10 protein-coding genes are annotated in these 15,956 nt (G+C 41.7%); 2 read left to right on the top strand and 8 right to left on the bottom strand.

Annotated elements, in window-relative coordinates; all coding sequences use genetic code 11:
* The first annotated feature begins 6 nt into the window (after positions 1 to 6).
* A complete protein-coding gene (cruG, locus tag RMY00_RS01300; protein ID WP_322645829.1) occupies positions 7 to 1,236 on the top strand; it encodes a 2'-O-glycosyltransferase CruG in 1,230 nt (409 codons plus the stop codon).
* A gap of 100 nt (positions 1,237 to 1,336) precedes the next feature.
* Here cruG and rnhA read toward each other — a convergent pair whose 3' ends face one another.
* The 3 genes from rnhA to RMY00_RS01285 all read right to left on the bottom strand — a co-directional run bounded on the left by rnhA (position 1,337) and on the right by RMY00_RS01285 (position 5,552).
* The gene (rnhA, locus tag RMY00_RS01295) at positions 1,337 to 2,245 is read right to left on the bottom strand and encodes a ribonuclease HI (protein WP_322645828.1); all 909 of its coding nucleotides are present in this window, start codon (positions 2,243 to 2,245) and stop codon (positions 1,337 to 1,339) included.
* A 642-nt stretch (positions 2,246 to 2,887) separates the two neighbouring features.
* Entirely contained in the window at positions 2,888 to 5,086 is a 2,199-nt protein-coding gene (locus tag RMY00_RS01290) for a CHASE2 domain-containing serine/threonine-protein kinase (protein WP_322645827.1), read from the bottom strand.
* Positions 5,087 to 5,267: 181 nt separating this feature from the next.
* Positions 5,268 to 5,552: a hypothetical protein gene (locus tag RMY00_RS01285; protein ID WP_322645826.1), complete on the bottom strand. Its 285-nt coding sequence runs from the start codon at positions 5,550 to 5,552 to the stop codon at positions 5,268 to 5,270.
* A 412-nt stretch (positions 5,553 to 5,964) separates the two neighbouring features.
* On the opposite strand from RMY00_RS01285, the gene RMY00_RS01280 reads away from it, so the two are divergent.
* The gene (locus tag RMY00_RS01280; protein ID WP_322645825.1) at positions 5,965 to 9,804 is read left to right on the top strand and encodes a PAS domain S-box protein; all 3,840 of its coding nucleotides are present in this window, start codon (positions 5,965 to 5,967) and stop codon (positions 9,802 to 9,804) included.
* A gap of 21 nt (positions 9,805 to 9,825) precedes the next feature.
* Here RMY00_RS01280 and RMY00_RS01275 read toward each other — a convergent pair whose 3' ends face one another.
* From RMY00_RS01275 to RMY00_RS01255, 5 genes are all read right to left on the bottom strand, one after another.
* Positions 9,826 to 10,866, bottom strand: a complete 1,041-nt coding sequence (locus RMY00_RS01275) for an aliphatic sulfonate ABC transporter substrate-binding protein (protein WP_322645824.1) — start codon at positions 10,864 to 10,866, stop codon at positions 9,826 to 9,828.
* A 296-nt stretch (positions 10,867 to 11,162) separates the two neighbouring features.
* Entirely contained in the window at positions 11,163 to 12,200 is a 1,038-nt protein-coding gene (locus RMY00_RS01270; protein WP_322645823.1) for an aliphatic sulfonate ABC transporter substrate-binding protein, read from the bottom strand.
* Positions 12,201 to 12,410: 210 nt separating this feature from the next.
* Positions 12,411 to 13,493, bottom strand: coding sequence for a sulfonate ABC transporter substrate-binding protein (locus RMY00_RS01265; RefSeq protein WP_322645822.1), 1,083 nt, complete (start codon positions 13,491 to 13,493; stop codon positions 12,411 to 12,413).
* 89 nt (positions 13,494 to 13,582) lie between these two features.
* Positions 13,583 to 14,779, bottom strand: a complete 1,197-nt coding sequence (locus RMY00_RS01260; RefSeq protein ID WP_322645821.1) for an aliphatic sulfonate ABC transporter substrate-binding protein — start codon at positions 14,777 to 14,779, stop codon at positions 13,583 to 13,585.
* A 278-nt stretch (positions 14,780 to 15,057) separates the two neighbouring features.
* Positions 15,058 to 15,921, bottom strand: a complete 864-nt coding sequence (locus tag RMY00_RS01255) for a TauD/TfdA family dioxygenase (RefSeq protein WP_322645820.1) — start codon at positions 15,919 to 15,921, stop codon at positions 15,058 to 15,060.
* Positions 15,922 to 15,956 lie beyond the last annotated feature (35 nt).

Genomic DNA, 15,956 nt, shown 5'->3' with positions numbered 1-15,956 from the left:
TGCCCAATGACCAATGACAACGCTTTGATGGTAGAAAGCGCCATCTCTCTTTTACTGCTACTTATCCAAGTACCAGCAACGGCGATTCTGTTTTCGCGCCTGCTAAAGGGGCCAAGACGGCTTCCTCCAATAGAACCGCAACAGCCGACACTGGAGCTTTTGGGTAAGGTTAGCGTCGTCGTTCCCACGCTGAACGAGGCGCTTCGCATTAGCCCGTTGTTGGCTGGTTTAAGTCATCAAAGCTACGAAGTTCGGGAAATTATTGTTGTAGACAGCAAGTCTGTTGATGGTACACCGGACTTAGTAAAAGCAATACAGCAGAAAGATCCGCGCTTTCGCGTGATGACAGATGACCCTTTACCCTCTGGTTGGGTGGGGCGTCCTTGGGCGTTGCATAACGGTTTTCTATTTAGCTCTGAGGGTAGTCAGTGGTTTTTAGGGCTGGATGCTGATATTCAACCGCATCCTGGTTTGGTTGCTGGTTTGGTGAAGACGGCCGAAGCACAGGGCTATGATCTCGTTTCCCTTTCACCCCAGTTCATCCTCAAATATCCGGGAGAGTGCTGGCTACAACCGGCTTTGTTGATGACTCTGCTTTACCGATTTGACCCGGCTGGGATCAATACAGAGCAGCCAGAAAGGGTGATGGCAAATGGGCAATGTTTTTTGTGTCGCCGCTCTGTTTTAGCTGCTGTGGGTGGCTATAGCAGTGCGAGTGGTTCTTTTTGTGATGATGTCACTTTGGCGCGAAATATTGCTGTTCAAGGGTATAAGGTGGGTTTTTTAGATGGTGCAAAGGTGCTGAAAGTACGGATGTATGAAGGGGCGATGGAGACATGGAAGGAATGGGGGCGGAGTCTTGATCTCAAAGATGCAACTTCTCGTTCGCAGTTGTGGGGAGATTTATGGCTACTTACATCTGTTCAAGGTCTACCTCTTTTAATAGTCTTCGCTTTTTTGCTGATTTCTCCCCCACTCTCGTACTCGCTACAAACGGGATTAATCGCGTTACCCACTCCCCCACTTCTTCTGCTGGGACTAAATTTATTCTTAGTGATAATTCGCTTTGCTATGCTAATTGCGATCGCACCTTCCTATGATCGTAAAAGCGCTAAGGGCTGCTGGTTATTCTGGCTTTCCCCTTTTGCCGATCCCTTAGCTGTGCTGCGAATCTTCTTATCTGCGTTCCGCAAGCCACGCGAGTGGCGGGGACGGAAATATAGTGGTGAGTTATGAGTGGGGCATTGGGCATGGGAAAGAGGACAAGGGGAAAGACTTGTTGGAAGCTGTAAACTTTTGTCACCTTGTCCCCTTGTCCCCTCTGCTTCCCTGCTGCCTATTCCTCTTCACCTCCTACTTGATCCCCGCGTTCCAGTTCCCAAAGAATTTGATTTCCTTCACGGCGTACCCGTGACACTATCCAGTTGCGCCAGCGCCATTGATCTCCCCGACTGGTAACAGCGCTGGCGTGGACATCCATCAAGTCTGCTAACTCAGAACTGGTGATTAAGTAGCCTTTCTCTGAAATTTCGTCAGCGATACGCAGAGTTTCGACCAAGCTGCGGAGTTGCGAAACCCTGATTTCTGGCGGTTTTTCATCGGTTACGGCCGCAGTTGGCCCAATAGATGGTTCCATAACGGTTATTTCTAGTGCAGAAGTACTGATTTGTTGGGGACTTTGGTTAACTATTCGAGAGTTTTTTTCATAATCAGCTACTTTTGCTACATTTAGGTCATTTTTGCAAGGTAAAGATTTATAAAAATTTGTCGGAGTTAATTGTTGTAGCGAAGGAATTTTACCACTAGCGTATGTGCGAGCGATCGCATCACAACGTTCGTTACCTATGTTACCAGAATGTCCCCTAACGTGTTGCCATTTTACCTGTTGGGTATTGAGTTCATCAAGAGTTTCCAAAAGCTCTTGGTTTTGGACGGGTTTACCATCTGATTTTTTCCAGCCTTTCTTTTTCCAGCCTTTCACCCACTTGGTAACGCAGTTAATTAGGTATTCGCTATCGGTATGCAGGGTGATAAGTTGGGTTTGTTGAGATGTTTGCAAAAATTGGAGGGCTGCGATCGCAGCTTGCATTTCCATTTTATTATTAGTGGTATGAGGAGATGCATCGCCCATTTCGTGGATTGAACCATCGCTAAAATAGACGACAACTCCCCAACCACCAGGGCCAGGGTTTCCGGTGCAAGCACCATCGGTGTATATGCTTTGGATTGTGGGTTGAGTGGACATGATTTAGGATATCGAACCGCAAAGGGCGCAAAGGACGCTAAGAGAAGAGTAGATTAGCTATTTTTGAACATCCAGGCTATTATACTGGTTTGCACTCTGGCAACAACGCTCCACAAAAAAGCTGTTGTAGGAAAAAATGGTATTTTGCTATTCGTTGGGTAATGCTTAGGCTCAATCGAGGAGTATTGTCATAAGTATTAATCAGAAATTTGGGAAGATATCCGAAAAGCTATAGGCTCAGGATGTAGACATAAAGTGTTATACCAATTTGAAAAAAGAATGCCACAAATAGACCATTTGTAGAGACGCTATGAATCGCGTCTTTACCTAAGGATCTTGATTGTGGTGGCGACAATGCCCCCATTTGTCGGCTACATCGCCAGCTTTATCAGCACGGCCTTTGGCGCTGAAGCGGGAAACAGCTTACTTGTACTGGAAAAATATGTCTGGCTTTAGGTTCTAGTTCAATTGCTCCACAAAACATATTACATCAATGTAAAAGTGACTGTCATTGCCACAAAATATTGACTCAGATTATAGAAAAACAAGGTCAATATGGGTTAAAGATGAATAGCATTAATAATTAAGTATCTATCGATAAACTTTGTAGAGACGTTGCATTACAACGTCTCTACACTTAACCTAAAGACGTTTCAAATCTTGTAAAACTGCGGCGGCTGATTGATAGCGATCGCTAAAATGATAGCAAACCATTTTATCTAAAATCACCGCTAATTCTTCACTCACTTGCAGCGTTTGCCGCCACATAATATTACCCGTTTCTGGATCTGGGTGGAGGTCTTGGGGTAGTATCCCAGTTATGGCTTGAATGGCAATCATTCCTAAAGCGTAAATGTCACTGCATAAGCGCGGATGACCAGCAAATTGTTCTGGAGGTGTATAACCCCGCGTCCCAATGGCTACTGTGGCTAATTCTGTTTGCTCACTACTTGGCGGTTGCATCAATTTGACTGCACCAAAGTCAATCAATACTAAGCGATTATCTTCAGCACATCTAATAATATTAGCCGGTTTGATATCACGATGAATCACTCGATGCTGGTGAACAAATTCTAGAACTTCTAAAACTTGTTTGAGCATCTCGATTACAAATGATTCATTCTGCACATTCTGCACAGGTGGTAATTCTTCACTTAGGGTATGTCCCTCGATATATTGTTGAATCAAATAAAATTCTTGGTCATCTTCAAAATAAGCAAGTAGTTCGGGAATTTGATGATGTTTACCCAAACATTGTAAAATTTCAGCTTCACTATTAAACAACCTGCGAGCAACTTGCAAAAATCGTGTATCTTGACGGGCTGGCATTAACTTTTTAACTACGCAAATCGGATTTCCTGGGCGTTGAGTATCCTGTGCTAAATAAGTGCGGCCAAATCCACCTGCACCGAGAACTTGAGAGATTTTGTAGCGTCTACCCAAAACCAAATCACCTGATTTTATTTCTGGTGAATCAACTGGGGGAGTAAAATCAACAGACGAGTCGGGAAGTGCTGTTTTATCTTCTAAGAGTACATTTAATTGAGCGATCGCTTCTTGTTGTTTTTCAACTTGCAGAATAATCACCTGAGTTTGCTGCTGATTTTGGTAGCTAGTATAAGCAATCACACAGATGCTACTAATTACCAAAGCCAAAGCAGAGGGAACTAATGGTATCCATCCGCCTTGCAAAAACAAAACAACGCAGATTACTACTAAACCAAGTAGAGTTGTCCCGACTACCAGCAACAACAGCAACGGATTTTGCCACCGCCATGCTATAATTCCACCTAAAAGCGACCAGCCCCACACCCAAATAAGTTCCGCCCAGTCTGGCCAATACCAAATTATAGGTCGCCCATCCAACACTGTACTAATGAGTTGACTTGCTATCTGTGCATGAATAAGCAAAGCGGGCATTCTGGGTGGTTGATCTGGCAAAGCACTGTAAGGTGTATAAAAGCTACTTTGAGGGAAATTAGCTGCTGTAGTGCCAATAATTACAAGGCGGTCTTTGATTAAACTGGGTTTGACTTGTCCACTAAGGACTTGTGTGAGGGTTACTTGGTTGGCAATGCTGTTGGGATGACGATAATTTAATAATATTTGATAGCCATCTGCATTCAGATGTTCGTAGCTACCGGAATTCGGTTGTAAACGCGGAAATATAATTTTACCTAACTGAAATTCTTTTTTATTTGTGAAATTGTATTCAATGCCTTGTTTATCTAAATAATTAATTGCTATGAGCGCACCAAATGCAAATGGTGTTGTACATTTTTCTTCTGGAGAGTGGACAAATAACAAACTGCGGCGGAGAATTTGGTCGTTTTCATTGTCAGCAACCACATTACCAAATCCAACATTATCTATAGGAAAATTTGGCGGTGGTGGCATTTCATCTTTACCCAAGGTGTTGAATAAACAGGTGCTGAAGATGTTATCTTGATTTTGCAAATTAGCCACCAAATATTTGTTTTCTGGTTGAAAAAGATATAAACCAACAATTCGCGGTTGATAAGACTCTATTTTTTTTAATAGCTGATTGATTCTACGATCTGATATAGTCCATTTACCTTGTTTAAGATCCTCGTCAGTGATTTTTACCAGCAAAATTCGCCGTTCAAGTGCTTCTGGTGGACGCGATCGCAACATCTGGTCATAAACTCTCAACTCCCAAGGCTGCAACCCTTTGAGTTCCCGAACTCCCCAGATAAAGGCGGTAACTCCTACACTGGTAACTAAAATCATTTGCAACCAGCTTTTGCTCTTGGAAGTTTCACGGGAATCTTGAACTTTGACAAAAGGCACACGGAATTTTTCTAATAGTCTACTAATCACGGCGTTGCGGCGGTAGCCTGAATTGGGTAGATGTTACAGGCGCAGAAGTTAGTTTTCTGACTCTAGGTTCAAAGCTGATTAACCTGAGCTTCTATATTAATGTATTAATGTAGCAGTTTACTTGTTGCTTAGAGAGTAGACAAGCGATGTCTACGACGCTCTACGCTTACGCGCTATGTAGCTAATCATCCGTTTGAAATGTTTGAGCATCTTCAACAGGACTGGCAACTGGAAAAGAAATAGGATTAGTAGATGGGGTTAGTGAATCTAACTCTGATTGTTCGAGTGATGCTTCAATGCTTGAATCAGCAAAATAGGAGTCGAATATCTTATCATAGTTAGAAGCAACAGCTAAAAAAGCGCCACCCAAAATATAGATAGGTAATGGCAAATTAAATTTTTTTAACCAGTCAAACAGTTCCGCCAAAGCAAACAGCACTAAAAAGCAGGCAAGCCAAACCTTCATGTTTTCATTCCCTAGATTGAAACAACTCTATTACTAGCTTAAATAGGTTGCCTAATAGTTGATGTAGTACATAATCATCAACTTACAACCTCTATAACTCTAGATAGATGTAGTGAGAGTTATAGCATCTGCTATATTCCAATATCGACTATAAAAATAAAAATATATTAAGCTTATGCCTGCAATCGAACAGCCAAGGATTGCATAAATTCGTTAGACTCGGTAGTGCCTCAAACTTTCACAGGTAAAACTGGGAACAATATTAGGGGTTTCGTTCCACAGTATAAACCGATGGGAAAACGAATGGACACGTCGCTAGATTTTTGAAACCTCAGATGTCTCGATTGAGAAAGAAAATTTTCCCCTTGTTCAAGATTTAATTGATCATCTAAAAGCTCAAGAGGTTACAGATTTGCGGCAATATTTGGGCGAACAGGAGCAAGTAGAAGAAAATCTGCGTCATAGTGAAGCACGCTACCGCTCACTGGCAGAAGCAAGCGCATCCATTGTCTGGAGCGCCGGACCTTGGGGCAACGTTGTTGAGGAGATTCCGACTTGGGAGGCGTTCACTGGGCAAAGTCCCGAACAATACAAAGGATGGGGTTGGGTTGATGCACTGCACCCAGATGACCGTATATCTGTAGCTGGTATTTGGCGACAGGCTTTTTTTGGACGCAGCGTTGCAGTTGCCGAGTATCGTGTTCTGCGGCATGATGGCGAATACCGTTACATGAAGATACGCGGTGTACCGATACTCGACGAAACAGGCGAAATCGAGGAATGGGTTGGAATGTGCGTAGATATCAGCGATAGCAAGCAAGCTGAGGCAGAACGTGAGCAATTGCTGGCGCTACTGAAAACAGAGCAGACTCGCTTGATTGAAGCTAATGTTCTACTTGATACCCTCTTAAATAATGCACCTATAGGTATTGGTTTATGGGATGAAAAATTAAGATACGTTCGGTTGAATGATGCTTTAGCTGAAATTAACGGTTTTCCCCAAGAGACGCATATCGGTAAAACCGTTGCCCAAGTGCTACCGGGGGTAGATTCTGCGGTCATGGAAGCTTTCCACCATGTGATCGAAACGGGAGAATCTATTGCCCAAGAGGCCAGTGGAGAGACACCCGCCGCGCCTGGAAAGCAGCGGCATTGGTCGGTGAATTACTATCCGATTCAACTACCAGGTTATATAACCTGGGTGGGTGCAATCTGTCAAGAAATTACTGAGCGTAAGCAAGCAGAAGTCGAGCGTCAACAGCTATTTGAGCGAGAGCAAGCGGCTCGTGTTGAGGCTGAAGCTGCCAAAGAGCAAGTTACCAAGATTTTAGAAAGTATCACTGATGGCTTTCTTGCCTTTGACAGTGAGTGGCGCTTCTCCTACCTCAATCATGAGGGAAGCAGAACTCTAGGGCGTTCCTGCGAGGATCTGCTCGGAAAAAATTTGTGGTCAGAGTTTCCAGAACTGGCTAATACTAGCTTTGGTCAGCTTTATCAAAGGGCAGTTGCTCTAGGAATGCCGCTTGAGCTTGAAGATTATTACCCACCCTTTGATGCGTGGTTTGCGGTTCGCGCTTATCCTTCATCTACAGGGTTATCAGTTTATTTCCGTAACATTAATGTACGCAAGCAGGCAGAGGCAAAACTGCGCGAGAGTGAGGCGTGTTTTCGGCTGATGGCTGAGAATTCAACGGATATTATTTCCCGCCATACAGTCGATGGAACTCTTCTGTACATTTCACCAGCTTGCTACACAGTATTGGGGTATCAACCAGAGGAATTAGTAGGTAATCACAGCCAAGAGTTAGTTCACCCTGATGATTTGGCAGAGATTGCCAGGAATTATCCAATCAATGCCGATTTACCAGATATTTATACTGTTACTCACCGCGCTCGTCACAAAGACGGACATTATATTTGGTTAGAAGCAACTATTCGAGCTATCCGCGATCGCCAAACTAAAGAAATTTTAGAAATGCAAGCGTCTTCGCGGGATATTAGAGAGCGCAAGCAGGTGGAGGTGGAGCAGCGTTTTCTAGCTGAAGCTAGTGAAATTTTGGCTGCATCATTAGACTACGAGACAACCTTAGCTAGTTTAGCGCGTTTGGTAGTGCCTGAAATAGCTGATTGGTGCTTAGTTGATATTATTTGTGACAATCAATTAGTTCGCCGGGTTACAGCAGCCCATGCCGATCCAAAAAAACAAGAATTGGTAGAACAGTTACAAAATTATCCACCTGATTTAACACTCAAAAAAGGTATTGCTGAGGTAATAGAGACAGGCAAATCACAAATTACTCATTTTATTTCTGATGAACAGATACAAGAGATAAGCCTTAATACCAGTCATCTAAAAATTTTGCAAGAACTAAATCCTACATCCGGCATTAGTGTACCGCTCATAGTTCGGGGAAGGGTGCTGGGAGCTATGACTTTGGTATCTTCTTCAGACCGTCGCTACCCTACCAAAAGCCTAATGTTAGCCCAGGAGTTGGCTCGCCGGGCTGCCATAGCCGTTGATAATGCCCGACTCTATACAGAAACACAGCAATCTCAACAGGCGGCTTTACGGGCAGCATCTCGCACTGCGCGTCTGCAAGCCATTACCGCCGCACTTTCTGAATGTCTAACTCTGGCACAGGTTGCTGAAGTAATGGTAGAGCAAGGTATGGCAGCTTTGGGAGCTAGTTCTGCTTTAGTAGCACTAGTGACTAAAAGCGGCACTGAACTAGAAATTGTCCGTGCAGTAGGTTATGAACAGAAAGCGATGGATACATGGCGTCGATTCTCTATTCATACATCCGTACCACTGGCAGAAGCAGTGAGAAACAAGCAGCCCATCTGGCAAGAGTCAACAACAGCGAGGATTGCTCGTTACTCACACCTTGCTAAGGAATACGCCCAGGTTGACTACGGAGCTTGGATTTCAATTCCATTGATTATCGAGGGACGAGCCATAGGTGGCATGTCTCTAGCTTTTGACGAACTTCAAGAGTTTAATCAGGATGATCGACCCTTCATTCTGGCACTAGCACAGCAGTGCGCTCAAGCAATGGAACGAGCGCGTTTATACGAGGCAGAGCAAACGGCACGGGAAGCAGCAGAAAACGCTAACCGAATTAAAGACGAGTTTCTAGCAGTTCTTTCTCATGAATTGCGATCGCCACTCAACCCAATTTTAGGATGGTCTAAGCTACTCCAAACCAAAAAACTTGATGAAAAGACAATTCCTCAAGCGCTAAAGACTATTGAGCGAAATGCTAGGTTACAAGCTCAACTGATTGAAGATTTGCTGGATATCTCCCGAATTTTACAAGGTAAACTTAGCTTAAATATCTACCCAGTTGATTTGACATCTGTGATTTCGGCAGCAATGGAAACAGTGCGGCTGTCAGCAGAAGCTAAGTCAATTGAGATGCACATCAGCCTGGAACCACATTTAGGGCAAGTTTTGGGTGACTCCGGCCGATTGCAGCAAATCGTTTGGAACCTGCTCTCAAATGCAGTTAAGTTTACACCTGCGGGGGGACGGGTTGATATTCGACTCGAACAAGTAGGGGGTAAAGAAACACCAAACCACTCCCCGCTTTATGCTCAAATTATCGTCAGCGACACTGGGAAAGGTATCGATCCTAATTTTCTGCCTTACGTGTTTGAATATTTCCGCCAAGAGAACAGCAGCACTACCAGAAAGTTTGGTGGACTGGGGTTAGGGTTAGCGATCGTTCGTCACTTAGTCGAACTGCATGGCGGGACAGTGCAGGTAGAAAGCAGAGGAGAAGATCAGGGGGCAACTTTTACCGTGAGACTCCCGTTGATTCAAAATCAATTAGAGATTAAACCAGACATTAGCGACTCAGAGACATCCTCAAATTTAAATGGTGTCAATATTTTAGTAGTGGATGATGATGCAGATACGCGAGAATTTATTGCCTTCTTATTAGAGCAGTATGGGGCAAATGTGACAGCAGTGGCATCAGCAAATGAGGCACTAACCGCTTTAAGCCAATCTCTGCCAGATATACTTTTAAGCGATATTGGGATGCCAGAAGTGGATGGATGTATGTTCATGCGACAGTTGAGAACACTACCAGCAGAACAAGGAGGGCAAATTCGAGCGATCGCACTTACCGCCTATGCTGGAGAAATAAACGCCAAGCAAGTACTTGCAGCCGGATTTAATAAGCATCTTGCCAAACCAGTAGAGCCAGCCGAATTAGTAGATGCGATCGCCAATTTAATAGCTGAATAAACCTGTCTGTAGCTGTTTACATTACTTTAGACGAACAGGCGTAATAGCTACATCAAGTTGAGTAGGAAGGATCGCATCTTTAATATCTATTTTACGGGGAATGATTTTTTCTTGGAAATAAAAGTCAGCAACGCGCTGTTGTTCGGCAATAATGGCAGGTGTTAGTTTTCTCAACCTAAAAGTACGTCGGCGTGCTACCTTTTCTAAAACTGATACATCTAATTTCAGTTCGGGAGCAAAAGCTTTGGCAACTTCAGTTGGGTTTTTTTCAGCCCATTCTCCTACCTTGTCTGCTTCTTCTAAAAAGACTCGCACCAATTCAGGATTTTGGGTAACAAATTTACGCCTACCAAGATAAAAGCCGCCAAGAGTGTTAATTTTTGCTGCATTTCTCAGATTACGAATTGGGATAATTTTTTCCACAAGAGCCAAAAAAGGGTCACTAGCTACCCAAACTTCAACTTTGTCTTGAATAAAAGCGTCACGGGCTTCAGATGGAGTCAAACCAACAATTTTAACATCCTTAATTTTTAACCCCACCTCTTGCAAGGCTTTTGCTAATAAATAGTGTGCATTCGATCCCCTCTGAAAAGCAACTTTCTTACCTTTAAGATCCGCAATCTTCTTAATTGGAGAATTAGCTCTGACTACAATACCTTGGTTTGCACCTTTGCTGGGTGTGCGTCCGGCAATATAGATAACTTCTGTGATACCTGCGGCTTGCGAAAATATTGGCGGTGTCTCTCCCACATTACCGATATCCACCTTACCTGCATTCATCGCTTCTATTAGTTGCGGCCCGGCTGGGAATGGCCCAACCCAATTTACAGTCACACCCAATGCTTTGAAACGTGGCTCAACAACTTTTTTGACTTTGACAATATCACCAGAAGTTTGATATGCCAAGTTGATAACTTTAGCAGTAAAATTAGCTTTTTTTTGTGCTTGAGCGTTATTTACTAAGCTACCTATTAAGGGAGTTGATATAAACAATCCCAATATAGAAAATTGGACAATGCGTTTTAAAACTGTGCGGCGTTGGGGAATAAATGGTATTTTCATTACTGAAATATTTTAGTTAGAACTAATCGTCAGTCCCAAATCACATCTGTAAGAAGGTTAGCGATCGCCTGTTTTTTCTTCCTCGATTTTCGCTAATCTATTTATTATCCATCTCAATTAACCAGACAATAGGCTTAACAAGTTGCTCAACTAACTTGTTAAGCCCGTTGTTAAAGGTAAGCAAACTTCCGCTACAGTGTAATAGCTGCTTTCAGCATGATTTTACAAGTATCTTGCCAAACCAATACACCCACTCAAGTTAATAGCTGAATAAACCTGCCTCTAGGTGCTTATCGTTACTTGATATTATCAGGTATGATAGCTTTATATAATAGATCAGAAAGAATCCCTTCTTTGATATCTATCTTACGTGAGATGATTTTTTCTGCAAAATAGAAATCAGCAACGCGCTGCTGTTCGGCAATGATCGCAGGTGTAATTTTTCTCAATTTATAAGTACGACGGCTTGCCACCTTTAGTGCAACTGATGGATCTAATTTCTGTTCATCAACTAAAAGTTTTGCATAATCGCTTGGGTTTTTTTCAGCCTGTTCTCCTACCTTCTCTGCTTCCTCTAAAAACACTCGCACCAATTGCGGATTTTGGGTGACAAATGCACGCCTGCCAATATAAAACCCGTTGAGAGTATTAATTCCTTTTGCATTTCTCAGATTCCGAATCGGGGTAGTTTTTTCTACAGCAGCTAAAAGGGGATCGCCACCCACCCAGGCGTCAGCCTTGTCTTGAATAAAAGCGTCTCGGGCTTCAGGTGGAGTCAAAGCAACGATTTGAATATCGCTAATTTTTAACCCTACCTCTTGCAAAGCTTTTGCTAGTAAATACTGTGCATTCGATCCTACTTGAAAAGCAATTTTTTTGCCTTTAAGATCCGCTACTTTCTGAATGGAAGAATTAGCTTTCACTACAATACCTTGATTTGTACCATCACTGGGCGTGCGTCCAGTAAGATAGACAACTTCAGGGATGAGACCTGGGCGTGCAGCTTGGTCAAATATTGGAGGTGTCTCTCCCACATTACCGATATCCACCTTACCTTCATTCAGCGCTTTTATCAATTGCGGCCCTGCTGCAAATGGCCCAACCCAATTTACGGTTATACCCAATGCTTTGAAACGTGGCTCAACAGCTTTTTTGGACTTGACAATATCACCAGAAGCTTGATAAGCCAAGTTAATTACTTTGGCTGTCTGCGCTTGGGTGCTTTGCACAAGGCTACCCACTAAGGAAGATGATAAAGTAAACAGTCCGAGTACTGAATATTGGACAATATGCTTTAAAACTGTACGGCGTTGTGGTTGAAATGGCTTGATCATGAGTTGTGATTTTCCTTGTAAGTTTTAGTTTTTACGTTGTCAGTCTTACTTTCCTTCAGCAAGTAAGATAATAGGAAGTTGATATTTAAACCTCCTAGAACACCAATTTACGGTTACAAATTGAGATTATGCTAATTCAGCAAATCTCCTTTTGCATTTAGGAAATTGGTATTCTAGTTTGTTTAAACAAACTTCATATTTGGTTATTCTCTACTTTTCACTTATCAGTGTTGGTGGAGTAATAGCTGTATATTCTTGAGGCGTGAGTAATGCTTCCTGAACATCAATCTTTTTTGGTAAGATTTTTTCGTTATAAAATAAATCTGCAACACTTTGTTGAGCTTTCATCAACTCTGGGGTAATTCCTTTTATTCGATAAGTAGCGCGTCCAGAAATTATTTCTTGAATGGGTAGATCAATTTTAAGTACTGGTGCTATGAGTTTGGCTACCTCTTTACGATTTGCTTCTGCCCATTGACCGTTTTTATCAATTTCTTCTAAGATAATCCGAAGTAATTCAGGATTCTCTTTAGCAAACTCGCGTGTTCCTACATAATATCCGCCTGGGGTTCCAATATTTGTGGCATCTCGCAGTACACGCGCACCGTAGAGTTTTTCTACCAAAGCTAAGTGAGGATCACCAGTTACCCAAACTGGAATATTTCCCTCAATAAATGCACCACGGGCTTCGACATTGGGCATACTCAAAACTTTAATATCAGTATATTTTAAGCCTACTTCTTCTAAAGCTTTGATGATAAAATAGTGAGAAGCAGAACCTTTTTGAAAGACGACTTCTTTTCCTTTGATATCAGCTAAAGTTTTAATTGGAGAACCTTTAGGAACTGCGATCGCACTACCTTTACCTGAATTAGGGCCAAGTCTTCTCCCAGCCAAATAGACGATTCTTGCACCCGCAGCTTGAGCAAAGATGGGAGGAGTTTCTCCAACTGAGCCAATATCAATTTTGCCCACATTCATCGCTTCCATGAGTTGTGGCCCTTGGGCAAATTGCGCCCACTCTACTTTCAAGCCCAAAGGCTCCAAACGTTTTTCTAAAACTCCTCTGACTCTAACTAAATCACCAGAGCTTTGATACCCTATTCGCAGCAACTTTGTTTTAAAATTTATAGTCTTAGCCCCTACTGGTTCTGCTTTAGGATCTGCTGTATTTGTATTAGATATTGACGTACAACTTATTAAAGTAGTAGATAAAGCAACAAAGCCAGGGATTACAAATAAAGCTATCTTACTAATTACCGTTGTCTTAGTTTCCAAAAAATTATTAAACATTTTTGCACCTCGATTTTTGATTAAATACTGATATAAAAATATCAGTTAATAACTTACATTTTTCAGTGTTTTAAAGTTAATTACAATTATTACTTATTAGCTTTAATTGAATCAGGTGTGAATTTTGCATATTCTTCTGGAGTAAGTACTCCATCTTTGACATTAACTTTTTTTGGCAAAAGTCCTTGTGTATACCATAAATCAGCTATTTGTTGTTGTTTGTTAACAACTTCATCGGTGATTGGTAGCAAACCATATACTGCTTTACTATGAATCGCTTTGAGAGTTGGTACATCGATACCAACGTCACCCGTCTCAAGTTCTGCTAACTTATCAATATTTTTTTGCGACCAATCTTCAGCTTTGATAAACTCCTCTAAAAAAACTTTGATAATTTCAGGATGCTCTTTGGCAAATTTCTGTGAGGTAGTATAAAAACTACCAATATCCTGGAGTCCTTGTCCATCTATTAATACACGACCAAGATTTTTTTGGACATTTCTGGTAATGTAAGGTTCCCAAATGACCCAAACATCAATTCCTCCCTGACTAAAAGCCACATTTGCATCTGGAGGTGGCAGAAAAAGAGATTTTACATCACTCAGTTTTAGTCCCTCTTTTTGTAACGCTTTTAGTAAGACATAATGGGCAATAGAGGCTTTTTGAAAGGAGATTTTTTTGCCCTTAAAGTCAGCAACACTTTTAATCGGAGAGTTTTTTGGTACTAAAAAAGAAACTCCTCTACCATTAAATCGGGTTGTTGCAATATATACAAGAGGCGTACCTGCGGCTTGAGCAAATATAGGTGGTGACTCAGCTGTGGCTGCAATGTCAAGGGAACCAGCATTTAACGCTTCTAAAGCTTGTGGGCCAGCAGCAAACTCTAGCCACTTAACAGTAAAATTCTTTGCTGCCAAACTTTTTTCTAGAGTTCCTTGTTTTCTCATCACTGCAAGAGAACCAAGTTTAGAATAAACAACTCGTAGCTCTTGTTTTTGTGGAGTATTAGAAACTGTTTGACTTTGAGATTGTGTACTAATTGCGGATGCTTCGTTTTGAGCATTTTTAGTTTCTTGGCTACAACCAACTATGCTCATTGGTATCGTCAGGGAGCAAGCAGCCACCAGTAAAGATATATGTTTACGCTCAATTTTATATTTTACTTCTATAGGTTTACTATTTAGACTATGTTCATATACTGTCTTTGTCTTTGTCTTTTTTACTTTTGATTGTTGCGGCTTATTGATAGACAAATTGAGACTTTGCAAAAAATTGGAAAGTGCCATAATATTTTTTATATTTAATTTTAATAATTTTCTTTGTCGCGCTTTTAATAAGTGCTATTAACTCTCACTTTCAGTTTAGATATTATCAAGCTTTTTTTCAAAATAAAGTATTTATAAACACTTGTTTAAAACAAAAAAGTAATATTTTTATGATTTTTCTAAACATATAGTCTGACATTTAGAAAAGTTTAATCAGTCAAGAATTAGAATAACTCTTGACTGCCTTAAGAATATATAAAATCAAATGCTCATTAGCTTAATCTTCTGAGCTATCAATCCTAAAAGGGGCGACTACCTGCAAGGCTAACCCGCTTTAATACTCGTCGCTCATTTGGATCAAATGCTTGACGGTAATGCAAGGTGGCTTGATTATCCCAGTAGACAATATCACCTACAGACCATTTGTGTTTGTAGTAGAACTTGGGTTGAGTTAGATGTTGTCTCAACTGCTCAATCAGTTTAGATCCTTCTTGCGGCTCTAACCCGACAATTTCCACTTCTGTAGCAGCATCTAAGTAAAGATGCTTTTTACCACTTTCTGGATGTGTTCTAACTAAAGGATGGGGAAAGATCGGACTGATTAAAGGAATAGTTTTGTCCAAACGATACAAAGACCGGGGTGCATTCCGATCTCGCAAAAATGGATTGTAGGTAATTAACTGTAAATCTGCAATCCGTTCTTTGGTAGCTTCATCTAATGCCTCATAGGCTAAATTGGTATTTAACCAATAAGTATCCCCACCATGAGTTGGTATTTCTAACGCATAAAGAAGTGAACCACTAGATGGGGTAGGAGTCCATTTGTGATCAGAATGGAAAGTGAGTTCTCCAGTACCGGTATAGCCACCATCGACATTAGAAATTGGAATCACTACCGGAGTTTCTCCTGGTTTAGAAGCCAATACTGGAGTTTCATCAGATGGTACAAACAGCGCACCAAAGTATAGGGAAAAGTTCAAAAGCTGTTCATCGGAGAGCTTTTGGTCTTTGAAAATTAAGATGTGGCGATCGCGCAGAGCTTGCTTAAGTTGTAATATAACTTCAGGTGCGATCGCTTGACTGGCATCAAGATTAGTAACTATGGCTCCCAAAGGAGCATTAATAGACCTAATTTTAACCTCTGTCAAAGTTAAGGTAGGCATCAGGTTCTCCTGTGTTTTAGTTTATTCTTGGGATA

The sequence above is a fragment of the Nostoc sp. ChiVER01 genome, assembly GCF_034531155.1.
Taxonomy (GTDB): domain Bacteria; phylum Cyanobacteriota; class Cyanobacteriia; order Cyanobacteriales; family Nostocaceae; genus Nostoc.
Note: the sequence above shows the minus strand (reverse complement) of the source record. Positions and strands in the feature narration are given on the sequence as shown.

What these genes read in the sequence shown, in the direction of transcription:
- cruG (WP_322645829.1), top strand. Translation starts at nt 7, where the DNA reads ATGACCAATGACAACGCTTTGATGGTAGAAAGCGCCATCTCTCTTTTA.
- rnhA (WP_322645828.1), bottom strand. Translation starts at nt 2,245, where the DNA reads ATGTCCACTCAACCCACAATCCAAAGCATATACACCGATGGTGCTTGC.
- RMY00_RS01285 (WP_322645826.1), bottom strand. Translation starts at nt 5,552, where the DNA reads ATGAAGGTTTGGCTTGCCTGCTTTTTAGTGCTGTTTGCTTTGGCGGAA.
- RMY00_RS01275 (WP_322645824.1), bottom strand. Translation starts at nt 10,866, where the DNA reads ATGAAAATACCATTTATTCCCCAACGCCGCACAGTTTTAAAACGCATT.
- RMY00_RS01270 (WP_322645823.1), bottom strand. Translation starts at nt 12,200, where the DNA reads ATGATCAAGCCATTTCAACCACAACGCCGTACAGTTTTAAAGCATATT.
- RMY00_RS01265 (WP_322645822.1), bottom strand. Translation starts at nt 13,493, where the DNA reads ATGTTTAATAATTTTTTGGAAACTAAGACAACGGTAATTAGTAAGATA.
- RMY00_RS01260 (WP_322645821.1), bottom strand. Translation starts at nt 14,779, where the DNA reads ATGGCACTTTCCAATTTTTTGCAAAGTCTCAATTTGTCTATCAATAAG.
- RMY00_RS01255 (WP_322645820.1), bottom strand. Translation starts at nt 15,921, where the DNA reads ATGCCTACCTTAACTTTGACAGAGGTTAAAATTAGGTCTATTAATGCT.